The following is a 20,799-nucleotide window of genomic DNA, read 5'->3' as shown; positions in this document are numbered from 1 at the left end:
AAGAAGAGCGGAATGCTGAGTTTCCAGGACGCGTACACGCTGTGGCGATGGCTTCCTTTCCCTCGCGGCGTGCGACACGACGTCCTGGCTGACACCAAGGCCGACCTGGCAGGTGCTGACGAGTACGTAACCACGGTGATCCGCTTCGTGGAACGAGGCATCTTCATTCCGGCGCCGGTCGACGTCCTGGCGGACCTGGACCGCATCATCGGCCGGATCGAGGCGGTGAATCACGGGCTGACCGAGGAACAGCAGATCAGCGCGGATCAGCAGCATGCTTACGCGGTGCTGTTGAAGATCGTCTATTCGGGATTTCTGAGCCAGGGCCCGGCGGCGTCGTGATCCGGCGTCCGCCGGGCCGTCCTGGAGGTCCGCACCGCTGAGCGAGCGTGCGCTCCGCTGGTGGAAGGAATCTTTGCTTGCGGACGAGCGGGAATTCAGTGCCTTCTTCTTTCTCGCGAACTCGCTGCTTTCCCCGGAGAAAGGGCGACCACGAGAACGGCACCCGCGATGAGCGATCCGTTCGATCAGGAAGACGGCGTGTTCTTGGTGCGGGTCAAGGTCGACGCCCAGCTGGCCGACCCGCGGACGAAGTCCCTCGAGGAGGCGAACCGCTTCAGTTCAGCGGTGAGAAAGCCGTCGGGATGGCGATGCTGGAGGTCGCACGCGCGATGTTCTCCGGACCGTTCTCCGGCGGCCAGATTCCCCGCTCGTAGGATTCTCGGCGGATGGCAAGGCGTCCGTCGAGGCTGGGGAACGGCCAGATGTGCGTGATGCGCGGGATTCCGTCCAGGCCGTACATCGCTGTGGTGAGCGGAAAAAGCTTGGTGCGTTCGGGAAGCGCGGCCTCCCAGCCGGCCATGGTGGGCGCCAGGCCGCCGACTTTGAGGTCGTAGGTGCGGAATTCGTAGACGTCGCCGAAGCGCCCGGTCTGCACGGGCGGGAGGAACGGGAACGGCGCGTAGCTGCTGACGGTGAACGAATCCAGGTGTTCGCCGACCCCGAACGGGTTGGCGCTGGCGAGGATCCGTTGCCGTTCTTCGGCGAGCGCGCCCGCGTCCTCGAATTCCCGGAGCAGCAGCACGCGGCCGACGACCTCTCCGTGTTCGGTCTCCCAGCAGCCGAGCAGCCTGCCGCGCGCCGCCGCGCTCGTGGCGTAATCCTCCAGCGCGGGCAGGGCTTTGGGCGCCGTGTAGAGCTTCAGTGCGAGATGGGTCAGTTCGTAGAGCACCGCGAACCTCCGTAAGCATGCGTATTGAGAGTAAGCATGCTTATACTATCAACCATGGGCCAAGACCTTGTGGGAGAACTGACGGAATTCTGCGTGGGGACGACCACACGCCTGCTGCCTGCGGACGTTCTCGACAAAGCCAAGCTGTGTCTGACGGACTTCCTGTCCGCTGCGCTGGTGTCTTCCGGTGAGAGCCGCATTGCCTTGCAAGCGCTGGGAAATCCCCGCGCTGAGGCCGCGTTCGTCCTTGACATCGCGGCCCCGACGGCGGCGTATCTCAACAGTGTGCCCGCGGCGGCGACCGGGCGGACGGACACGCATGTCGAGAGTTCGTCGCATCCCGGCATGGTGGTGTTCCCCGCGCTGCTGGCCTTGGCCGGGCAGCACGAGGTGTCCGGCGGGCGGTTGCTGTCCGCCGCGGTGGTCGGCTACGAGGTGATGTGCCGCCTCGGCTCGGCGATCATCACGTCTGAAGTGGCCGCGACTTTCCGGCCCACGGGCGTGCTCGGGCCCGTCGCTGCTGCGGCCGCGTGCGCCCGCCTGCTCGCTCTCGACGAGGCTTCGACCCGGGCGGCGCTCGGCATGGCGGCCAACGCGGCGTGCGGCCTCAACCACTGGGCGCGGGCCGCTACGCAGGAGCATGTGCTGCATTCGGCGATGGCTGCGCGGACCGGTGTCGAGTCGGCTTTGCTGGCGGCCGCCGGGCTGACCGCGTCCGGTGGGGCAGTTGACGGCGAGGCGGGATTGCTGGCCGCTTTCGGCGCCCGGGACCGGGCGCACCGGCTCGCCGCGGGGCCGGGCTTCGCGATCCGCGACATCGTGCACAAGCCCGCGCCGGCTTGTATCTACGTGCAGGGGCCTTGCCAGCTCGCCGAGGAGATCGGGCGGCGGCACCGTCCCGATCCGGCCCGCGTCGAATCCGTCCGCATCGGACTCGCGGAGCAGGCGGTCCGGTATCCCGGCTGCGACAACAGCGGCCCGATCGCCGATGTCGTGGCCGCGCAGCTGAGCGTGCAGTTCAGCGTGGCTTCGGTGCTGGCGTCCGGCGGAATTCTCGACCGGAACTGGCGAAACCCGGCCGATCCCGAGGCGAACCGGCTCGCTGGCCGCACCCGGCTGGTCGCGGACCCCGAGCTGACGGCGCGCTTTCCGGCCCGCAACGGTTCCTGGGTGCGTGTCCTGCTCGACGACGGACAGGTGCTCGTCGCCGAACAGGACACCTTCCCTTCGATGACCGCCGCCGAGATCGTCCGGCGGTTTCATGCGGCCGCTGACCAGGTTTACGGCCGGGCTGGCGGCGAGGCGATCCTCGCGTGCGTCGATCGGCTCGAACGGACGCCGTCCGCGTCCGGCCTGCTGCACGCCCTTCAGCCGCGCTGAAGCGCCTCGGTCGCTGCGGTGCGGCCTGCCGAACGGCCGAACACCGCTGCCCGCATCAGCGCGGCGCCGCCGGGATAGTCGCCGTAGAACAGGCCTCCGGTGGCCTCGCCCGCCGCGTACAGCCCGGGCACCGGCGCGCCGTCGGAGGCCAAAGCGCGTCCGTCGGGGTCGATCCGCACGCCGCCGAAGGTGAAGGTCAGCCCGGCCACCGCGTGGTAGGCGACGAACGGCGGCTGGTCCAGCGGGACGGCCCAGTGCGATTTGGCCGGCGCGATACCGTTCGTGCTCCCGTCTTTCCGGCAGGCGCGGTTGAATTCCTCCACCGTGCGGACCAGCGTCTCGGCAGGCACGCCGATGCGCTCAGCGAGCGCGGGCAGAGTCGGCGCGGTGACCGGGACCGCGGCCCCGGCGAACTCGTCCGCCACGCGTGCCGCGGTGTGCTGGTCGAAGATCTCGTACGCTTCGCGGCCGGGCTGGCCCATGATCGCCTTGCCCATCTTCGAATAGTTCTTGACCCACGGGCCGAACCCCTCGTCGACGAACCGCTCGCCGTCCCGGTTGACGAGCACCCCGAGCCAGAACCCGTGCAGCGGGAACGGCGGCGACGCCTCGCTGCGCTCCGGCGCGGGCATGGTCGGGTCCACGGCGGCGGAGTGACAGCTCGACCACACCCCGGCCGGACCGGCCCCGGCCCGCAACGCCGCCGCGATCCCGTCGCCGGTCGCCTGGCGGGTGCCGCGCAGTTTCACGTTCTCCCATTGCGGACCGAGATGCCGGTGCCGCAACGCGCGGCTGGCCTGGAATCCGCCGCTGGCGATCACCACCGCGTCCGCCGGAAGCACGCCGTCGGGGGTCCGTGCGCCGGTGACCCGCTCGCCTTCGCGGACGACGTCGACGAGCGGGGCGGACCAGCGCAGTTCGACGCCGATCTGCTCGGCGTACCGCAGCAGCGGCTTGATCACTTCGAACCCGCGCGACATCCCTTCGCCCGTGCTGGTCAGGATCTGCCCGGGCGGGATGTGCAGCACGCCGTCCCGCACGCGCGCGCCGACTGTCCGGTTGAAGGTGAAACGCACTCCTTTCGCGGACAGCCACCGCACGGTGTCCAGCGAGCGTTCCGCTAGCGCTGCCACCAGTTCCGGGTCGGCCTGGCCGTCGCTCATCGCCGTCAGCTCGGCCGCGTAGGCCTCGCGAGTGTAGGGCGGTGCGACGATTTCCCCGGCGTGCATGCCGGGTTCGAAGTCCTGGGTGATCGAGGTGAGGTCGTCCGGGCCGTCGTAGCAGAACAGGAACAGCCCGCCGGAAAACGCGGCGTTCCCGCCGACGTCGGCACGGCTGCCCTTTTCCAGCAGGACGACGTCCGCTCCGGCTTCGCGGGCGGAGATCGCGGCGGCGAGGCCCGTCAGGCCCGCCCCGGCGACGACAATGTTCGGCACTGGTCCTCCTTGACCGGTTGCGATGAGCGGTTCCGGGAGAAGATCCCGGTTCACCAGCGGAAGGCGAGCGGCTGCCCGGGGCGGTCCGGCACCGGTCCGGTGCGCCGGACGAAACCCTTGCCCGGCACGCCGAGTTCGTCCGCGAGCCAGTTCGCGGCGGCGATCAGGCGCGGCAGGTCGATCCCGGTGTCCACATCGGACAGTTCGAGCAGCTGGACGGCGTCCTCGGTGCAGATCCCGCCGCCTTGGGCGCCGGGCATGGCCGGGTGCCCGCCGCTTCCGGCAAGCGCGGTGTCGATGTTCCGCACGCCGAGGTCGAGCAGGGGCAGCAGGGCGGCCAAGCCCATGCCGCGGGCGTCGTGGATCTGCACGGTGAGGTTTTCCGCCGGTATGTGCGCGAGCGCGGCGGAAACGAGGTCGCGGATCTGCGGCGGGGCCGCGTAACCGGACGAGTCGGCGAGAATCCAGCGGTCTGCGCCGAGGTCGAGGAGCCGGCGGGCCAGCGGTTCCAGTTCGTCGGCGCCGCGGGCGGGACCGGTCGGGCCGCCCCAGGCGAAGATCACGTAGGTGCCGAGCTGGATGCGGTGATCGGCGGCATAAGCGGCCATGCGTTCGAGTTCGGCCAGCGAGTCCATTGTGGAGCGGCCGATGTTGGCGCGGGCGAAATCTTCGTCTGCCGAGAGAAGGAACGACGCGCTGTCCGCGCCCGCGTCGATCGCGCGGGCCAGGCCGCGGACGTTGCCGACACAGCAGCCGAGGTGCAGACCCGGAGTGGGGCGCACAGCCGCGAAAACTTCCTCGGCGTCGGCGAGTCCCTTGATCAGGTCGGGACGCACGAACGACGACAGCTCGAACGCGCGAACGCCGGCGTCGACGAGCCGTTGCACAAGCTCGACCTTGACCTCGGTCGGCACAATGTGGTCCTGGAACGTCAGGCGTGGCGCGATTTCGCGGAGGCGCACCGCCTTCCGCTCAGACATGGCGGGTCGGGGCGAGTCCGGCGGCCTGCGCGTCCCACGCCTCACCCCGGCCTTGGCCGCGCAGGTCGGTCTTGCGGACCTTGCCGGTCGGGGTGACGGGCAGCTGGTCGAGCACGCGGTAGTAGCGGGGGACCATGAAGTGCGGCAGGGTCCGGTCGCAGTGCGCGAACAGCTCCGCGAAGTCCGGCTTCCGGCCGGATTCCAGCTGCAGCACGGCGAGGACCTCGTCCTCGCCCAGCTCCGACGGCGTGGCGACCGCCGCCGCCGCGACCACGCCGGGGTAGGCGAGCAGGACCGATTCGACTTCGTGCGAGGAGATGTTCTCGCCGCGCCGGCGCAGGGCGTCCTTCTTGCGGTCGATGAAGTAGAAGTACCCGTCCTCGTCGGTGTAGCCGAGGTCGCCGGTGTGCCACCAGAGGTCTTTCATGGTCGCGAGGGTGGCCTCGGGTTCGCCGCGGTAGCCGGAGAACATGATGTTCGCCTCGCGCGGCCGGTACACGATCTCCCCGGCTTGCCCGGGTGCCGCGCGGTTCCCGGACTCGTCGTGGACTTCGAGGATCGACGACGCCGTGGGCACGCCGATCGAGCCGATCTTGCGCGCGGCCAACGGGTTGTAGAGGACGTTCTTGATTTCGGTGAGCCCGTAGCCTTCCACGACGTGGATTCCGAACCGTTCCTCGAACGGCTCCAGCACCTGGGGCGGAGCGGGCGCGGCGAACACCCGCTCGACCCGGTGGTCGCGGTCGCGTCCGGACGGAGGCTGGGCCAGCAGCACCGGCAGGATCGAGCCCAGCGCGTTGAACTGGGTGACCCCGCCGGCCCGGATCTCGTCCCAGAACCGGCTCGCGGAGAACCGGCGGCCGAGCACCACGGTGGCGCCGGCGAACAGCCCGTGCAGGGTGATGTTGACCTGGGCCGCGCCGTGGAACAGCGGGAGGCAGGTGTACAGCCGTTCGTCGGCGGTGGTGCCCATCTGCTGCGCGCATTCCTTGGCCGCGACGACCTGCATGCGGTTCGGGTACACGACACCCTTGCTGCGTCCGGTGGTGCCGGAGGTGAGCATGACCGCGACCGGGTCAGCCGGGCCGACCGCAGGAAGGTCGCGGCCGGGGTCGCCGGAGGCGAGCAAGTCAGGCCAGCCCAGCACCCGCACCCCCGGCGGCGTGCGGCCGGGAGATGCGTCGTCGAGCACGACGACGGTGGTCAGCGCCTCCGGCAGTTCCGGGAGGTCGGCGACGAGGCCGAGCAGCGCGGGCTCGGTGACCAGGATCCGGACGCCGGTGCTGCGCAGCGCGTGGTCGAGGAACTGTCCTTTGTAGGCGGTGTTGACCGGGACCTCGACGAGCCCGGCGCGGGCGGCTCCGAACCAGGCGAGCAGGTATTCGGCGCGGTTGGGCAGGAGAATGCCGACCGAGTCGCCCGGCGCGGCGCCGGTGGCGAGCAGACCGCGCGCGACCTCGGACACCGCCAGGTCCAGCTCGCCGTAGGTCAGCTCGGCTCCGTCGACCACGAGCGCGGGTTTGCCCGGGTGCTGCCGGGCCCGCTCGGCGATCAGCCCGCTGACGGTCTCCGCCGCGAGGTCTTCGGTTCGAGGGACCGTTCCCGTCATGCCAGCTCCTTCTTCGCCTGGGCGAGGAATCCCTCCAGGGCCGGGTCCCAGGCCGCTTCGGCGCCGGTGGTCACGAGGAACGCATCGACCCCGAGGTCACGATAGGTGCCCAGCGTCTCCAGGATGCGCTCCTCGGTGCCGACGAGCGCCTGCGAGTTGGCGAAACCGCCCAGCAGCTTGGTCAGCCCGGTCCAGAAGCAGTCGTCATGCAACTCCTCGTCGGTCAGCGCGAGCGCTCGCTGCCTGCCGACCGAGGTGTCGGTGGACGACGAGCGCAGGAACTTCCCGGAGGCTTCGGCTATCTGCCGCTCCGCCGCGCGCGCTTGGGCCCAGGCGTCGTCGTCGGTGTCGCCGACGAACAGCCGCAAGCTCAGAGAGAACCGCATCTTCCGGCCGTACCGTTCGGCGGCGTCGCGGACGCGGTCGATGCGTTCCTTGGTACCCGCGAACGGCTCGCCCCACAGCATGTACAGATCGGCGTGGCGCGCACCGAAGTCGACCGCGTCGTCGCTTTCGCCGCCCATGAAGATCGGCACCTGTCCCTGCACCGGCTTGGTCAGGATCTTCACCGCCTCGGCCGTGTAGTACTCGCCGTGGTGATCGAACTGTTCGGGAGAGGTCCAGGTGCGCCGGACGACGTCGAGGTATTCGACCGCGCGCCGGTAGCGCTCGGCTTTGGGCAGGTCGTCGGATTCGCGGCGCAGGTCCTTGTCGGAACCGCCGACGACCACGTTGATCGCGAGCCTCCCGCGGGCGAGCGCGTCGAGCGTGGCGAAGTAGCGCGCGGCGGCCGCCGGCGGCATGACGCCCGGGCGGTGCGCGACGATCGGCGAGAACTTCTCGGTGAGCGCGAGGGCGAACGGCGCGGTCGCGTGATTGTGCGGCCAGGTCGAGGAATACCCGACCAGAACGCGGTCGATCACCTCGGAACGGTCCAGCTCCCGGACTCGCGCGAGCAGGGCGTCCGGGGTGGTTTCGCCCGCTTCGAGGGGCTGCAGCCCAGTGAAGAATTCGACCATCGGGTCCTCCTTATTCGTGTGCCAGCCAGGCCTGATGCCTGGCGAAGTGATCAGGCCGCCGGGTGCGGAGTTCCGCGCTGGCGGAGGCCAATGCGACGGTGCCGCCGGCGAGGGTCATCCGCGCGGAGACCTCCCAGCGATGGCCCGCGTGGCTGTCGATCCGCGCCGTCACCGTCAGCGGCCGTTCGACCGGTACCGGGCGGTGGTAGGAGATATGGAGCGATTTCGTGACCAGCCGGGCTTCCCGGTGCAGGGCGACCGTCGTCGCGGCTTCGTCTGCGTGTGCGATCTCGACGCCGAGGCGGCACCGGTCGTCCGGGGTGCAGCCGCCGCACAGCAGCTGTCCCGACGGCGACGGGCCGATCCGGAAGTCGTCCGCGCGGTCACTCATGCGCGGCCTTCCGCAGGGCCGCGACCACCGCGTCCGGAACGTCGATCGTGCCGCGCCGCAACGCCTCTTCGCGGCAAGCGGCGGACCGGTCGAACGGCACGCGGACGGCGGGGCCCCCTTCGACGGGCCGGGTCGCCCGGATCGACGCGGCGTACTCGCTGACGCGGCGGCGGTAGTCGTCCGGGTCGGTGAGCGTGGCCGGATCGACCAGCAGCACGAAGAACCCGCAGTCGGAGATGCCCGGCGGGGCCGCGGCCGCGCCGCTCATCATGCCGAGCAGTTGCACCACCATGGCCAGCCCGGAACCCTTGTGCCCGCCCCACACGCCGAACGCGCCGCCTAGGGCCGCTGCCGGGTCGAGGGTGGGCGCCCCGGAAGCGTCGAACGCCTGGCCCTCCTCGAGTTGCTCGCCGAGCCGCGCTTTCAGCACCACGTCGCCGTACATCACCGCGGAGGTGCCGATGTCCCAGATGACCGGCGTCGGCGAAGCGGGGAATCCGAACGCGATCGGGTTGGTGCCGAACCTGCCTTCGGTGCCGCCCTGCGGGGCGACGACAGCGGGCCCGCTGCCCGCGATCATCCCGGCGAGCCCGGCTGCGGCGGCCTTCTCCAGGTAGTAGGAAAACATGCCGGTGTACCAGGTGTTGCGGGCGCCGACGACGGCCATTCCGTGCGCGCGGGCCTTCTCCGCCGCCAGGTCCAGCGCCCGCATGCCGACGAGGTAACCCACCTGGTCGCCGCCGTCGAGGGCGGCCGAAACCGGGGTCTCCGCGAGGACCCGGATCGGCTGCGGAGCCTCAGCCGCGGCGCGGATCCGCTCCACAATGGACAGTGCGCGGGCGAGCCCGCCGAACGTCAGCCCGCGCAGTTCGCAGTCGAGCAGGTGCTCGGCGATGACGGCGGCCTCGTCCGGGGTGTGCCCGGCCTGGGTCATGGCGGCCAGGACGAGGCGGTGGGCGTCGGTCAGGGACAAAGTGGTCATGAGCCGGACTCCGCGGTCAGGGGAAGGGCGGACGGGGAAGCCGCGGGGGTGCGGGCCGCGCGGCGGGTGAGCGCGAACGCGGCGAGTGCGCTGGCGGCGGCTGCGGCCAGCAGCAGGTACGCGGGGGAGCGGCGGTCGCCGGTCAGCTCGACCAGCGCCTGGCAGATGAACACCGCCGAACCGCCGAGGATGCCGACAGTCACGTTGTAGGAGATGCCGACGAGGCTGCCGCGCCGCCGCACGGGAATGAGCTGGACGTAGGTGATCGGAGCGACGCCCGAGTAGAACGCCGGGCCGGCCGACAGCGCCACCGTGCACACGATGATCAGCCACAGGGGAGGGGCGCTGGCCAGCGCGGCGAACAACGGGTAGCTCACCACGAGCACCGTGAGCGAGGACGCCAGCAGCACTTTCGGACGGCCTCGCCAGTCCGCGGCCCGGCCGCCCGCGAGCACGAGGAAGATCCCGACGAGCAGCGCGAACGCGATCACCGCGGTTGCCGCGACGGGGGACAGCCGCAGCTGGATGAGGTAGCTCTGCACGTAGGTGTAGACCATGTAGATGCCGACGATGTGCAGCACTGACACGCCGACGAGCAGGAGCACCGAGGACCATTGCCGGTCCGCCGATCGGTCCGATGCGGACGGCCGGGCGCGGGCGTCGAGGAACTCGGGCGTCTCGCCGAACCGGCTGCGCAGATAGAGGCCGATCCCGCCGATGGGAAAGGCCAGCAGGAACGGCACCCGCCAGCCCCACCCGAGCATTTGCGCCGGAGTCAGCGCGGCGCTCAGCGACAGCACGACGACCGCGCCCAGCAGGAATCCGGCAAGACTGCCGACCTGCACGCGGCTCGACAGCGCACCGCGCCGGTGCGGCGGGGCGAACTCGGCGACATAGATGATCGCCGTGGTGAACTCGCCGCCGCCGGCCAGCCCTTGGGCGAACCGCAACAGCACCAGCAGGATCGGCGCGGCGACGCCGATCGTCCCGGTCGACGGCAGCAGTCCGATCAGCGTGCTGCCGCCGGCCATCAGCAGCAGCGACGCCACGAGCGCGGGACGGCGGCCGTGCCGGTCCGCGATCGGGCCGAACACCAAGGCCCCCGCAGGACGCGCCAGGAATGCCGAGCCGAACACCGCGAACGACGACAGCAGGCCCGCGCCGGTGCTCGCGGCCGGGAAGAACACCTTCGCCAGCACGGCGGAGAGGAAGCCGTAGACGGCGTAGTCGTAGGTCTCCACGGTGTTGCCGATCGAGGCCGCGAGCGTCGTGCGTCTCGCTTCTGCCGGTGTGGTCATGACGTGCCTCTCCGTTGAGGTCGGGCTGACGCGGGCGCGCGGCTCAGGCCGCGAGGTGGTGGTACTGGCTGCGGAAGAACAGCAGCGGCTCCGCCGTGGTGTCGGCGGCCAGGTCGTCGACGCGGCCGAGGACGAGGTGGTGGTCGCCGGCGTCGTGCACGGCCTCGATCGTGCAGGCGATCCAGGCGACGGCCCCGTCGAGCACGGGATCGCCGTGCGGCCCGGGATGCCAGCCGACGCCGGCGAACTTGTCCCCGCCGGAGACCGCGAGCGCACGGCAGACGTCTTCCTGTCCGGCAGCCAGGACGTTGGCGCAGAACGTGCCGCGCCGGGCGAGCACCGGGAACGTCGAGGACGTCTTGCCGGGCAGGAAAGCCACCAGCGGCGGATCGAGCGAGACCGACGTGAACGACGAAACCGCCAGGCCCGCCGGCCGCCCGTCCTCGTCCCGTCCGGTGATCGCCACGACGCCGCTGGGGAAATTCCCCAAGGCGGAGCGGAATCGAGATGATGTAAGCATGCTTAGACCATATAAGCGTGCGGATACGAATGCAAGCATGCTGACGCGCATCCGTGCCCGGCGCTCTACGCTGCGGGGGTGACCGATCCCTTGCCTTACGTAGACCCGTTCGACGACGGCCGCTCGCCCGCGCGCGCGGAGACCGGCATGGACGAGGCGTCGTCCCTGATCGACGCCGTGTTCCGGTTCGAGCGCGCGGTCTCGCGGATCGGCAACGCGCGGCTGCGGCGGTGGAACATGACGCTGTCGAGCTACACCGCGCTGCGAATCCTGGCCAACCGGCCGCATCTGACGCTGGCTCAGTTGTCCCGGCGGTGCTACGCCCGCCCGCAGACGATGACGCGCATCGTGACCCAGATGGAGAAGCGCGGATTCGTCGCCCGCGGCGCGCACCCGGAGAGCGAGCGTGCCCTGTCGCTCGAAGTCACCAAGGCCGGTCTTGCCGCGCTTGAGGAGATGGACGCCGAGGTGCTCCGGATCAGCGACACCCTGGGGTCGGTTCTCGGCCGGGACGAGATCGTCGCCGCCGACCGTCAGCTGCGCCAGGCGGCCCTCGTCGTCGAAGGCGAGCTGCGCGAGATGGAGCGCGGCGATGAGTAAGCATGCTCATTTAACGTAAGCATGCTTATACTGGTGTCATGGACCGAATGACCATGGCGCTGGACGCGCTGCGCGAGGGCAAGCCGGTGCTCGTCACCGACGCCGCCGACCGAGAGAACGAGGGCGACGCGGTGCTGGCCGCGCACACCGCGTCGGCGCACTGGGTCGCGTGGACTGTGCGGCACACCTCCGGACTGCTGTGCGCCCCGATGGCCCCGGACCGCGCGGCGCACCTCCGGCTGCCGCCGATGGTGGAGCACAACGAGGACGCGCGCGGCACCGCCTACACCGTGACCGTGGACGCGAAAACCGGCGTGACCACCGGAATCAGTGCCGCCGATCGTGCCCGCACCCTGCGCCTGCTGGCCGACCCGGCGGCCGCCGCCGCGGATTTCACCCGCCCCGGCCACGTCCTCCCGCTGCGCGCGCGACCCGGCGGCGTCCTGGAGCGACCAGGCCACACCGAAGCGGCGGTCGATCTGTGCCGATTCGCAGGCGTGCCGCCGGTCGCGGCCATCGCGGAACTGGTGGCCGACGACGGATCGATGCTCCGCGGCCCCGGCGTCAAGGAACTCGCGCGCCGGTTCGACCTGCCCGCGCTGAGCATCGAGGACCTCATCTCCTATCGGCTGCGGGATCCGCTCCCGGCCGACGAACAGCCGCGCGTGGCGCGAACCGCCGAAACCGAACTCCCGACCCGGTACGGCCGCTTCCGCGCGATGGGCTATCTGGACCTGCGCACCGGCGCCGACCATGTCGCGCTCATCTGCGGCGAACCGGGCGACGAGGCGACCGTACGCGTGCACTCCGAATGCCTGACCGGTGAATCCCTGGCCTCGACCCGCTGCGACTGCGGCCCGCAACTGGACGCCGCCCTCGCCCGGATCAGCCGTGACGGCGGGGTGCTGGTGTACCTGCGCGGGCACGAAGGCCGGGGTATCGGACTGGCGAAAAAGCTGGCGGCGTACGAGCTTCAGGACCGCGGACTGGACACAGTGGACGCCAACCTCCGCCTGGGCGAACCGGCCGACGCACGAGAATACGGGGCTGCTGCGGCCATTCTGCGGGATCTTGGGGTGGTGCGGACACAGGTCCTGACCAACAATCCCGCGAAGATCCGGGATTTGGAAGCGGGCGGGGTTTCCGTCCTGCGGAGGCTTCCGCTGACGGTGGGTGCTGCGTCGGAGAATCTTCGTTACCTGGCAGCGAAACAGCAACGCATGGGGCATCTCTTCGCCGAACGCGAGAGCTCCCGGCGGTAGTGTGCCAGCGGATTCCGGCGGTTCTCGTTGACAGAACCCTGTGCCCAGTTCGCTTGGCCGGAGCCGGAGCCGGAGCCGGAGCCGGAGCCGGAGCCGGAGCCGGAGCCGGAGCCGGAGCCGGGGACGCCAAGGGCACGCTGGCTGGACGTACTCGCTCAGCACCCGGGCGTCGAGAATGCCGGATCGCCCACGCAAAGCGCCGCCAGCATCCCGCCCGCGACCAGAATCGACCCAAAACCGGCATGCCCCCTGCGGAAAGCCCCGGACCCTACAAGGCGTGCAAGCTGCGAACCTCCGGCGCACTCCCGGAAACCCCCCTGCCGTCCGCCCACACCCGGCAAGCACGGAGCCCCTCCTCGGCCAGGCGTTCGCTCCTGCGGTCACCGTGCTGGCGGCTCACCACCAGGGCCTGCTCGAAGCACCGCTTGGCGCATTCCCTTTCGCCGCTGGCGAGGAGCGCGGCTCCCAGGCCGGTGCCGGAGAATGCCTCGTTCCACCGGTCTCCGGTCTGGCGGCTGAGCGACAGCGCCCTTTCGAAGCAGCGGCGGGCCTGGTCTGCGCGGCCTTCGTCGAGGCGGATGAAGCCCAGTGCCGCACTCGCGAGGGTTTCGCCCCAGCTGTCGTGGCAGTCGGAGCTGATCGACAGTGCTTCCGCGAGCAGCGGCGACGCGGCCGCTCGTTCGCCCAGCTGGCGCATCGAGTCGCCCTGGCCGGCGAGGCTGCGACCGGTTCCGGTCGGGTCGTCCAGCTGCCGGTAGAGCAGCACGGAACGGCTGAACCGTTCCACGGCGCGCTGGTGTTCGCCCATCCGGTTGTGGATGAATCCCAGATGGGACAAGGTTTTCGCTTCGCCGTACGGGTCGTCGAGCGCACGGTCGATCGTCAGCGCCTGTTCCTGTTGCGCGATGGCGGCCTCGGCGTCGCCGCTCAGCCACGTCGCGGCACCGAGGTTCTTCAAGGTTTCTGCCTCGGCCTGGCGGTCGCCAGTGCGGCGCGCGGCCGCGAGCGCGAGCGAGTGGGTGTGCAGCCAGTCCTCGATGTGGCCTCGCAACAGGAAGAAATGCCACAGTGCCCGCGCGAGCTGCCAGCAGTGCCGGTCGAGGCCGGATCGCTGCGCGAGTTCGACCGCGGCTACGAGAGTCGTCCGCTCGAGGTCCAGCCAGTCGAGGGCGTCCTGCCGGTCGCTGAAGGCGGGGGCGTACCTGGGCTCGCGGGCCAGCGCGAGTCTTTCCGGCCGTCTGCTCGGCTCCAGCAGTGTCGCGGCGCGGTCGGCTGCGCGGAGGAGGTGGTCGAGCAGCCTGCGGACGGCGGCCTCCCGCTCCGGCTCGCGGGTCCAGGCCAGGGAACGGGAATGGTCCCGCACGAGATCGTGGTACCGGTAGCGGTCGGCGCCGATCTGGTGCAGCATGTGCGCGTCGACGAGCTTCTCCAGCAGATGCTCCGCCTGCTCCAGCCGCACGTCGGCCAGTTCGGCGGCCCCCGCCGCGTCGATCTCGGCTCCGGGGTGCAGGCCGACCAGCCGGAACATGCGCCGCTGCCGCGGGGTCAGTTTGCCGTACGACAGCGCGAACGCCGCCTGCACGCTGCGCCCTCCCGAACGCAGTTCCGACAGCCGGTGGTGCTCGGTGCGCAGGCCGCGGTTCAGCCGGTCGATGGTCCACGCCGGATGGTGCCGCAGGCGTGCGGCCGCGATCCGGATCGCCAGCGGGAGGCGGCCGCATAGCTGGACGGTTTCCGCCGCCGCGCGGCGGTCGCAGCGGGTCCCGGCCGGGCCGACGACCCGGTCGAACAGGTCCAGGGCGTCGTCGGTCGCCAGCACGTCGAGAGTGAGCGTGCCGACGGCGTCGAGATCGGTCAGCCTGCCGCGGCTCGTGATCAGGGTGAGGCAGCTGCGCTCGCCGGGCAGCAGCGGTGTCACCTGCTCAGTGCTGGCGGCGTTGTCGAGCACGACCAGTGCGCGCCGTCCGGACAGAGCGGACCGCCAGAGCGAAACCCGCTGTTCCACCGGCGAGGGGATCGACTCGTCCGGCACCTCGGCTGCCCGCAGCAGCGCCGCCAACGCGTCCGCGACGCTCATCGGCGCCACGCCGGCCGTATGGCCGCGCAGATCGAGGAACAGCTGGCCGTCCGGATAACGGCTGGCCAGCCGGTGCGCGGCGTGCACGGCGAGCGTGGTCTTGCCCACGCCTGCCATGCCGTCGATCGCCTTCACCTGTGCCGGGCCCTCGGACGCGAGGTCGTCGAGCAGCCAGTGCAGTTCATCCTGCCGGGCAACGAAATCGCTGACGTCGCGCGGAAGGTCGTTGCGCGGTGCGGCGATCGGGACGCGCTCCGAGCTCCTCCCGGCGGCGGCCGGGCCGCACCGGACCGCGTCCGCCAGGCGCCAGGCGCGGACGAGCGTCCGGGACTCGGCCTCGCTCGCGCCGCACACCCGGGCCAGCCGCGTCACGACGCGCGGATCCGGCGGCAGCTTCCGGCCGGTGCAATACCGGTGAATCGTCGACTGGCTGAGGTCGAGGCGGCCCGCCAGCGCGTGGTAGCTGCGCCCCGACCGAACTTTCAACGCTTCGAGCAAGGCGGCGAAATCGCGGCCCGAATCGTTTTCCGGCATTTGTCCCCCCATGGAACTTCGTCCATCCCCACGACCAGAATGCCACGGTCTGCTCCGCGCGGGGCCATTTGCCGAATTCGCCGCCGAAACGGTCCTTCGCCGTCCCACCGGCGTGGGACGGCCGCGTCGATCCGGCCAGGCCAGCGCGTCCCTCCGTCTCCGGCCGTCCCACGCCCATAGCGTCCTCGCCCCGGCTCCCGGCACCGTTGGCAGCCCGAGAACGGCTGACACGGCAGGGAAAGGACTCGGAACGACATGGAAAGTCTCGAACCGCTGCCCGGCGTGGGCGTGCTGGCGGCGCGGATCGCCTTGGCGGCGTTGTTCGCGCTCGGCGGGCTGAGCAAGCTGAGCGGCCCGGACGCGATCGCCACCGCGATGGTCCGCTACCGCCTTTTCCGCAAACCCAACCGGACCTTCGCTTACTTTTTGGGTGTCGCTGAGGCAGGCACCGCGGTTTTCCTGCTGTCCCCGCCGCCCTTTGCTGCGCTGGGATGCATTGCGGCGGGCTTGCTGTCGCTCGGTTTCGTCGCCATTTCCGTGCCGGCCTTGCTGCGCGGTGATCGCTTCGCGTGTGGCTGCTTGTTCGGACAGGCCCGGCTGTCGTGGGTGGTGGTCCCGGTGCGCGGTGCGGCGATGGCGGTCGCGGCTGTCATCGGCGGTGTCGGCCCGCTCGTGGTGTCCGTTCCGGTGCCCGCCGCCGTGCCCGCTGCGGTCGGGCTTGCCGCGATCGCGCTCGGGTTCCCATTGGCCGTGCGCGTCCTCGGGCGCATGTTCGCGGTCGGCAAGAAGGTGAGCCGAGCATGACCACTGTGCTGCTCAGCGCGCTGGCGTTGTGGCTGTTGCTGCTGACCGTGCTGGTGTCGGTGTTGTTCACCGTCGTCAGCGCGCGGGAGGAGCGGGCCGCCGACAGCGAGGGCGAGGAGACACCCCGGCGCTACCTCAACGGCCCGCTGCCGGCGGCGGTCGCGGCCGCGTTCAAGCGGCTCGGGATGGGGACGGAGCTGAGCGCGGCCGCGTTCACCGCCGGGGACGAACCCTCGCTGCACCAAGCGAGGTTGATCAAGCCCGCCGAAATCGCCGTCGACCGGACCGTGTTCCTGGTGACCGGTGGCGACGGCGCCGACCCGGTCGAGCAGGTGCTGGCCGAGACGGGCGTCAAGGTGATCCGGGATCCCGAGGCCGGGGAGATCCTGCGGGCGCTGGACGCCGTCACGCCGCTGGCTATCGAGATCTCCGGCGGACAGGTCGTCGCGCAGCACGACCTCGGCCGGGACGGCACCTTCGGACGGTTCGCCACGCTGGTCCGCGAGCGCCGAGGCCGTGCCCGGATCCGCTGATTCAGCTTGCCCCGCAACGGAATTCGCGGGGAGGACGGGGGCGAGCAACGGAAAGGAGGAAAGCGATGAAGGCATACGAACCGCCGACCATGACGCTGGTCGGCGAATTCCACAGCCTGACCAACGGCGCGCGCGGCTGCCGGTGGGAGTGGATCGGCGACTGCGGCTGGTGCTGACCGGTCGTGACGGCCTGCACCTTGTTCCGGTGAGAGGAGGAGAGCGATGAAGGCGTACGAAAAGCCCACGGTGATGCTGGTCGGCGGATTCCAGACCCTGACCACCAGCACCAGCTGCGGATGCCGCTGGGAGTGGATCGGCTGCGGCTGGGACTGATCCGGCGGCCGGTAATCGAACGGCCGAGGTAATCGCGTGAAGCACGTGGCAGGCGATCGAGGCGAGCCTTTGTCGCCTGCCACGGCTCCCGACTGGAAGGAATTCTCCGTTGTCACCCACGTTGGCCACTTGGTTCGTGGTTCTGCCGGACACCGAAGGCGGCTTGGCGGTCGCCCGCACCCTGCGGGACAAGTTCGGCGGGGCCAGCGAAATCGGCCACCCGTCCGGCCGGCCGTGGCTGGTCGGGAACTGGCCGCCGGGGCAGCTGGCGACCGGCCGGTCCGGGACGACCGCGCTCGCGGTCTGCGGTGAGCACGCGGTCACCGCGACGACCCTGTCCGAACACGCCGCGAAGGTGCGCACGATCGCCGACGTGGACACCGTTCACGCCCGGACCGCCGGGAGCGTGTTCATCTTCGCCTCGGTGGACGGCGCGGTCCGCGTGCAGGGCACGGCATCGGGCATCCGCCGCGTATACCGTGCTGTGGTCGACGGCGTCAGCGTGGCGAGCGACCGCGCGATCGTGCTCGCCGCGCTGACCGGATCCGAATTGGAGCCCGCGCGGATCGCCGCCCGTCTGTTGTTCCCCGCCTTGCCGTGGCCGCTGGGCTGGTCCTCGCCCTGGCGCGAAGTGGCCGCGGTCCGCCCTGGTGACTGCGTCGTGCTGGACCGGCAGGACAGCGCCACCGAACGGCGCTGGTGGCGGCCACCGTCGGCGGACCGCCCGCACGAGGAAAGCGTGGCCGCGTTGCGAACGGCCCTCACCGAAGCGGTCGCGGTGCGCGCACCGGCTGGCAGCCGCGTGGTTTCCCACTTGAGCGGCCTCGATTCGACGTCGCTGTGCGCACTCGCGGTGCGCGGCGGTGCCGACGTGCTGGCGATCACCTCGGCCCAGCCCGATCCCATGGACGACGACGTCCAGTGGGCCGGGCGCACGGTCGCCGCACTCCGCGCGGACGGGCACCGCCTCCGGCACGAACTCATCAGCGCCGAGGAAAGCCCCTTGGTGTACGACAACATGCTGGCGACGGACGTGCTGTTCGACGACCCGTTTTTGTCTCTGCACAACAGAAGCCGGATCCGGTGCATCGTCGGCCGCGGTGCCGCGCACACGTCGCGGATGCACCTCACCGGGCTCGGCGGCGACGAGATGTGCACGGCCATGCCGACCCTCCTGCGTTCGGTGGCGAGGCGGCATCCGGTGCGCGGCGCGCGGCTTCTGCGCTCGGCGGCGGCACGGCACCGCTGGCCGTGGCGGCGAATCGTCCCGGAACTGGTCGCGGGCCGCAGTTATCCCGCTTGGCTGCGCTCGGTCGCGGACGAACTCGACCGGAACGGCGCCGGCGTCAGCGAGCCTCTGCTCAGCTGGGACATGCGCCCGACGCTGCCGGTGTGGGCCAGCCAGGACGCGCTGCGGATGGCGGTAGCGGAGATCCGCCGGTCCGCCACCGCCGAGCCCGCCCTCGCAGCGGATCCCGGCACGCATCACGCCCTCGCGTCGATCCACCTGGGCAGCCAGGCCGCCCGGGGTTTCCAGCAACTCGCCGCCGGACTGGGCGTCACCCTCGCCGCGCCGTTCTTCGACGACCGGGTGCTGGAGGTGGCGTTGTCGGCGCGCGCCGCCGACCGGTACGACCCGGGCCGGTACAAACCGCTGCTGGCCGACGCCATGCGGGGCGTCGTGCCGGAGGCGACGCTGCGCCGCACCACGAAGGCTGAAACGGCGGCGAGCGCCGTGCTGGGCAGCAGGGAACACCGCGACCAGCTTGTCGCGCTGGCGGAAGACAGCGTGCTCGGCCGGCTCGGGCTGATCGACGCCGACCGGTTCCTGGCCGCCTGCCGCGGCCCCGTCGACGTCGTGGTCGCGCAACACCGGATCGAACCGACGCTGTGCTGCGAAGCCTGGCTGCGCAGCAGCAAGGAGGTCACTGATGTACCGCTTGGCGCCTGACATCTCGATGGCGGAAACGGAGTACGGCATCGCTCTGCTGAACCAGGAGAGCGGCCAGTACTGGAACCTGAATCCCACCGGCGCGATCGTGCTGCGGGCGGCGCTGGCTTCGGAGGACCTCGGCCCGGCGGTGGACCGGCTCGCGAGCGAGTTCACGGTGCTCCGGGAGGACGCCGAACGGGATGTCCACGACATGATCGTCCAGCTGCTGGACGGGCGCATCCTGGTCGCGGGGGAGCGGACATGAGCTACGACCCGACGATGGCGATGGCTCCGGCGGCTTTCCGCCTCCGCGACCGTCTCGCTGCCCGCGCCGCGGCGGCCGCGGCGGCGATTCTGGCCCGGCAGCCGCCGAAGCGGATCACCGCCGTGCTCGCGCGAGCCAGCAAGGGGGCCCGGCCCGCGACCTACCGGGAGGCGAGCTATGCGCGAGCGGTGGTCACGAACACGAGCCTGGCCTGTGCCGCTCCGAAGGGCTGTCTGCGGCGGTCGATCGCCACGGCGCTGCTGTGCCGGACCCGCGGCTGCTGGCCCACCTGGTGCGTCGGGGTCCGGGTGCTGCCGCCTTTCGGCGCGCACGCGTGGGTGGTCGCCGAGGGCCGCGAGGTCGACGAGCCGAGCCCGCCCGGCTACCACCGGTCGCTGCTGCGGGTTCCGGCATGAGCCCCGCGGAGCTGCCGATGCCCCGGGCCTGCCCCTTCCAGCCGCCCGAGGGCTACGCGGCCCTGCGGGCGGAGGGACCGCTGGCCCGGGCCCGGCTGCGCGACGGCAGCCCGGTGTGGGCGGTCACCGGGTACGAGCAGGCACGGACGCTGCTGGCGCATCCGGCGGTCTCCTCCGACGTCCTGAACCCGCGTCATCCCGAGCTTTCGCTGCCGCCGGGCGCGCCCCGGCCGGACCCCGAGCTGCGGAGGGGAGCGCTGACGTTCGTGGAAATGGACGACCCGCAGCACGCGCGCCTGCGTCGCATGGTCATCCCGTACTTCAGCGTGCGCCGGATCCGGGCGCTTCGCCCGCACATTCAGTCCACTGTGGACACACTGCTCGACGCTGTGGTCGCGAACGGCCCGGAAGCCGATCTCATGGCGGGGCTGGCAGTCCCGCTGCCGGCGCTCACGCTGTGCGAGGTGTTCGGCGTCCCGGCCGCCGACCGCGAGTTCTTCGCGGCGAACATGACCTGGCCGATGCACGACATCGACCAGATCGGCACCTCGTTCTCCGTACTGCGCGGGAACCTCGAGCAACTGCTGCGGGAAAAAACGACCGCCCCGGCCGACGACCTGCTCAGCGGACTCGCCCAGCAGGTGGCGGCGGGCGCGCTGACCGAGCGGCAGGCGCTGGACATGGTCTTCATGCTGATCGTCGCCGGGCACGAAACCACCGCGAACACTCTTGCCCTCTCGGTTCTCGCGCTGCTCAGCCATCCCGGGGAAGCCGCGCGCCTGCACGCGGACCCGGCGGCGGCCGTCGACGAACTGCTGAGGTACGCGACGGTCGCGGATCCTCTCTGCCGGGTCGCGACCGCGGACGTCGAGATCGGGGGCCGCAGCGTCAAGGCAGGCGACGGGATCGTCGTGCTGCTCGCCGCGGCGAACCGGGACTGCCAGTCGATCGCCGGCGCCGGCCGCCTCGACCTCCGGCGCCGGCCGAACCGGCACCTCGCGTTCGGCCACGGCGTGCATCAATGCCTCGGCCACCTGCTCGCCCGTACCGAACTCGAGGTCGCGCTCACGAGCCTGTTCTCCCGGCTGCCCACGCTGCGGCTCGCCAGGCCCGCCGACGGGCTCCCGGTCAAGCCGGCGTTGTCGCTGCAGGGCGTGACCCGGCTGCCGGTCGCCTGGTGAATCTCGCGGAGGGAA

Annotated in this window: 21 protein-coding genes; 11 read left to right on the top strand and 10 right to left on the bottom strand. The window is 71.0% G+C overall.

Features of this window, described 5'->3' with window-relative positions; all coding sequences use genetic code 11:
* Window positions 1-12 precede the first annotated feature (12 nt).
* Entirely contained in the window at window positions 13-342 is a 330-nt protein-coding gene (locus ACWGIC_RS03180; protein ID WP_452074249.1) for a hypothetical protein, read from the top strand.
* A gap of 274 nt (window positions 343-616) precedes the next feature.
* Here ACWGIC_RS03180 and ACWGIC_RS03175 read toward each other — a convergent pair whose 3' ends face one another.
* Window positions 617-1,231 carry an NIPSNAP family protein gene (locus ACWGIC_RS03175; RefSeq protein WP_452074248.1) on the bottom strand — a complete coding sequence of 205 codons (615 nt, stop codon included), beginning with the start codon at window positions 1,229-1,231 and terminating at the stop codon, window positions 617-619.
* A gap of 54 nt (window positions 1,232-1,285) precedes the next feature.
* Here ACWGIC_RS03175 and ACWGIC_RS03170 point away from each other — a divergent pair, with 54 nt between their 5' ends.
* Window positions 1,286-2,611, top strand: a complete 1,326-nt coding sequence (locus ACWGIC_RS03170) for an MmgE/PrpD family protein (protein WP_452074247.1) — start codon at window positions 1,286-1,288, stop codon at window positions 2,609-2,611.
* Here ACWGIC_RS03170 and tcuA read toward each other — a convergent pair.
* From tcuA to ACWGIC_RS03130, 8 genes are read right to left on the bottom strand one after another with little or no spacing between them, the layout of a single operon-like run.
* Entirely contained in the window at window positions 2,599-4,047 is a 1,449-nt protein-coding gene (tcuA, locus tag ACWGIC_RS03165; RefSeq protein ID WP_452074246.1) for an FAD-dependent tricarballylate dehydrogenase TcuA, read from the bottom strand. The two genes, ACWGIC_RS03170 and tcuA, sit on opposite strands and share 13 nt — an antisense overlap.
* A 50-nt stretch (window positions 4,048-4,097) precedes the next feature.
* The gene (locus tag ACWGIC_RS03160; protein ID WP_452074245.1) at window positions 4,098-5,027 is read right to left on the bottom strand and encodes a pyruvate carboxyltransferase; all 930 of its coding nucleotides are present in this window, start codon (window positions 5,025-5,027) and stop codon (window positions 4,098-4,100) included.
* Window positions 5,020-6,636, bottom strand: a complete 1,617-nt coding sequence (locus ACWGIC_RS03155) for an AMP-binding protein (RefSeq protein ID WP_452074244.1) — start codon at window positions 6,634-6,636, stop codon at window positions 5,020-5,022. Before ACWGIC_RS03155 ends, ACWGIC_RS03160 begins: the two co-directional genes overlap by 8 nt.
* The gene (locus tag ACWGIC_RS03150) at window positions 6,633-7,655 is read right to left on the bottom strand and encodes an LLM class flavin-dependent oxidoreductase (protein ID WP_452074243.1); all 1,023 of its coding nucleotides are present in this window, start codon (window positions 7,653-7,655) and stop codon (window positions 6,633-6,635) included. Before ACWGIC_RS03150 ends, ACWGIC_RS03155 begins: the two co-directional genes overlap by 4 nt.
* Window positions 7,656-7,665: 10 nt before the next feature.
* Window positions 7,666-8,046, bottom strand: coding sequence for a hotdog domain-containing protein (locus tag ACWGIC_RS03145; RefSeq protein WP_452074242.1), 381 nt, complete (start codon window positions 8,044-8,046; stop codon window positions 7,666-7,668).
* The gene (locus ACWGIC_RS03140) at window positions 8,039-9,028 is read right to left on the bottom strand and encodes an Ldh family oxidoreductase (protein WP_452074241.1); all 990 of its coding nucleotides are present in this window, start codon (window positions 9,026-9,028) and stop codon (window positions 8,039-8,041) included. The genes ACWGIC_RS03145 and ACWGIC_RS03140 overlap by 8 nt, the downstream gene beginning before the upstream one ends.
* Complete coding sequence (locus ACWGIC_RS03135; protein WP_452074240.1) at window positions 9,025-10,326, bottom strand: MFS transporter; 1,302 nt, start codon at window positions 10,324-10,326, stop codon at window positions 9,025-9,027. Before ACWGIC_RS03135 ends, ACWGIC_RS03140 begins: the two co-directional genes overlap by 4 nt.
* A gap of 43 nt (window positions 10,327-10,369) precedes the next feature.
* Complete coding sequence (locus tag ACWGIC_RS03130) at window positions 10,370-10,846, bottom strand: flavin reductase family protein (protein ID WP_452074239.1); 477 nt, start codon at window positions 10,844-10,846, stop codon at window positions 10,370-10,372.
* 78 nt (window positions 10,847-10,924) lie between these two features.
* On the opposite strand from ACWGIC_RS03130, the gene ACWGIC_RS03125 reads away from it, so the two are divergent.
* Both ACWGIC_RS03125 and ribB read left to right on the top strand, forming a co-directional pair.
* Window positions 10,925-11,446, top strand: coding sequence for a MarR family winged helix-turn-helix transcriptional regulator (locus tag ACWGIC_RS03125; protein WP_452074238.1), 522 nt, complete (start codon window positions 10,925-10,927; stop codon window positions 11,444-11,446).
* A 38-nt stretch (window positions 11,447-11,484) separates the two neighbouring features.
* The gene (ribB, locus tag ACWGIC_RS03120) at window positions 11,485-12,708 is read left to right on the top strand and encodes a 3,4-dihydroxy-2-butanone-4-phosphate synthase (RefSeq protein WP_452074237.1); all 1,224 of its coding nucleotides are present in this window, start codon (window positions 11,485-11,487) and stop codon (window positions 12,706-12,708) included.
* A gap of 268 nt (window positions 12,709-12,976) precedes the next feature.
* On the opposite strand, the gene ACWGIC_RS03115 is transcribed toward ribB, so the two are convergent.
* Window positions 12,977-15,319 carry an ATP-binding protein gene (locus ACWGIC_RS03115; protein WP_452074236.1) on the bottom strand — a complete coding sequence of 781 codons (2,343 nt, stop codon included), beginning with the start codon at window positions 15,317-15,319 and terminating at the stop codon, window positions 12,977-12,979.
* A 255-nt stretch (window positions 15,320-15,574) separates the two neighbouring features.
* Here ACWGIC_RS03115 and ACWGIC_RS03110 point away from each other — a divergent pair, with 255 nt between their 5' ends.
* From ACWGIC_RS03110 to ACWGIC_RS03080, 7 genes are all read left to right on the top strand, one after another.
* A complete protein-coding gene (locus ACWGIC_RS03110; RefSeq protein ID WP_452074235.1) occupies window positions 15,575-16,123 on the top strand; it encodes a MauE/DoxX family redox-associated membrane protein in 549 nt (182 codons plus the stop codon).
* Window positions 16,120-16,656 (top strand): hypothetical protein, encoded by a 537-nt coding sequence (locus ACWGIC_RS03105; protein ID WP_452074234.1) that lies wholly within the window; start codon window positions 16,120-16,122, stop codon window positions 16,654-16,656. The genes ACWGIC_RS03110 and ACWGIC_RS03105 overlap by 4 nt, the downstream gene beginning before the upstream one ends.
* A 65-nt stretch (window positions 16,657-16,721) precedes the next feature.
* The gene (locus tag ACWGIC_RS03100; RefSeq protein WP_452074233.1) at window positions 16,722-16,832 is read left to right on the top strand and encodes a lasso RiPP family leader peptide-containing protein; all 111 of its coding nucleotides are present in this window, start codon (window positions 16,722-16,724) and stop codon (window positions 16,830-16,832) included.
* Between the two features lie 266 nt (window positions 16,833-17,098).
* Complete coding sequence (locus tag ACWGIC_RS03095) at window positions 17,099-18,940, top strand: asparagine synthase-related protein (RefSeq protein ID WP_452074232.1); 1,842 nt, start codon at window positions 17,099-17,101, stop codon at window positions 18,938-18,940.
* Entirely contained in the window at window positions 18,921-19,187 is a 267-nt protein-coding gene (locus ACWGIC_RS03090) for a lasso peptide biosynthesis PqqD family chaperone (protein WP_452074231.1), read from the top strand. Before ACWGIC_RS03095 ends, ACWGIC_RS03090 begins: the two co-directional genes overlap by 20 nt.
* A complete protein-coding gene (locus ACWGIC_RS03085; RefSeq protein ID WP_452074230.1) occupies window positions 19,184-19,603 on the top strand; it encodes a lasso peptide biosynthesis B2 protein in 420 nt (139 codons plus the stop codon). Before ACWGIC_RS03090 ends, ACWGIC_RS03085 begins: the two co-directional genes overlap by 4 nt.
* A complete protein-coding gene (locus ACWGIC_RS03080) occupies window positions 19,600-20,784 on the top strand; it encodes a cytochrome P450 (RefSeq protein ID WP_452074229.1) in 1,185 nt (394 codons plus the stop codon). Before ACWGIC_RS03085 ends, ACWGIC_RS03080 begins: the two co-directional genes overlap by 4 nt.
* Window positions 20,785-20,799 lie beyond the last annotated feature (15 nt).

The organism is Amycolatopsis sp. NPDC054798, assembly GCF_053611505.1.
This window is presented reverse-complemented; position numbering and strand designations above follow the sequence as displayed.

Bases quoted from the DNA above. Each gene is read 5' to 3' on its own strand.
- ACWGIC_RS03180 (WP_452074249.1), top strand. From the start codon at position 13: ATGCTGAGTTTCCAGGACGCGTACACGCTGTGGCGATGGCTTCCTTTC.
- ACWGIC_RS03170 (WP_452074247.1), top strand. From the start codon at position 1,286: ATGGGCCAAGACCTTGTGGGAGAACTGACGGAATTCTGCGTGGGGACG.
- ACWGIC_RS03160 (WP_452074245.1), bottom strand. From the start codon at position 5,027: ATGTCTGAGCGGAAGGCGGTGCGCCTCCGCGAAATCGCGCCACGCCTG.
- ACWGIC_RS03155 (WP_452074244.1), bottom strand. From the start codon at position 6,636: ATGACGGGAACGGTCCCTCGAACCGAAGACCTCGCGGCGGAGACCGTC.
- ACWGIC_RS03150 (WP_452074243.1), bottom strand. From the start codon at position 7,655: ATGGTCGAATTCTTCACTGGGCTGCAGCCCCTCGAAGCGGGCGAAACC.
- ACWGIC_RS03145 (WP_452074242.1), bottom strand. From the start codon at position 8,046: ATGAGTGACCGCGCGGACGACTTCCGGATCGGCCCGTCGCCGTCGGGA.
- ACWGIC_RS03140 (WP_452074241.1), bottom strand. From the start codon at position 9,028: ATGACCACTTTGTCCCTGACCGACGCCCACCGCCTCGTCCTGGCCGCC.
- ACWGIC_RS03135 (WP_452074240.1), bottom strand. From the start codon at position 10,326: ATGACCACACCGGCAGAAGCGAGACGCACGACGCTCGCGGCCTCGATC.
- ACWGIC_RS03130 (WP_452074239.1), bottom strand. From the start codon at position 10,846: ATGCTTACATCATCTCGATTCCGCTCCGCCTTGGGGAATTTCCCCAGC.
- ribB (WP_452074237.1), top strand. From the start codon at position 11,485: ATGGACCGAATGACCATGGCGCTGGACGCGCTGCGCGAGGGCAAGCCG.
- ACWGIC_RS03115 (WP_452074236.1), bottom strand. From the start codon at position 15,319: ATGCCGGAAAACGATTCGGGCCGCGATTTCGCCGCCTTGCTCGAAGCG.
- ACWGIC_RS03110 (WP_452074235.1), top strand. From the start codon at position 15,575: ATGGAAAGTCTCGAACCGCTGCCCGGCGTGGGCGTGCTGGCGGCGCGG.
- ACWGIC_RS03105 (WP_452074234.1), top strand. From the start codon at position 16,120: ATGACCACTGTGCTGCTCAGCGCGCTGGCGTTGTGGCTGTTGCTGCTG.
- ACWGIC_RS03100 (WP_452074233.1), top strand. From the start codon at position 16,722: ATGAAGGCATACGAACCGCCGACCATGACGCTGGTCGGCGAATTCCAC.
- ACWGIC_RS03090 (WP_452074231.1), top strand. From the start codon at position 18,921: ATGTACCGCTTGGCGCCTGACATCTCGATGGCGGAAACGGAGTACGGC.
- ACWGIC_RS03085 (WP_452074230.1), top strand. From the start codon at position 19,184: ATGAGCTACGACCCGACGATGGCGATGGCTCCGGCGGCTTTCCGCCTC.
- ACWGIC_RS03080 (WP_452074229.1), top strand. From the start codon at position 19,600: ATGAGCCCCGCGGAGCTGCCGATGCCCCGGGCCTGCCCCTTCCAGCCG.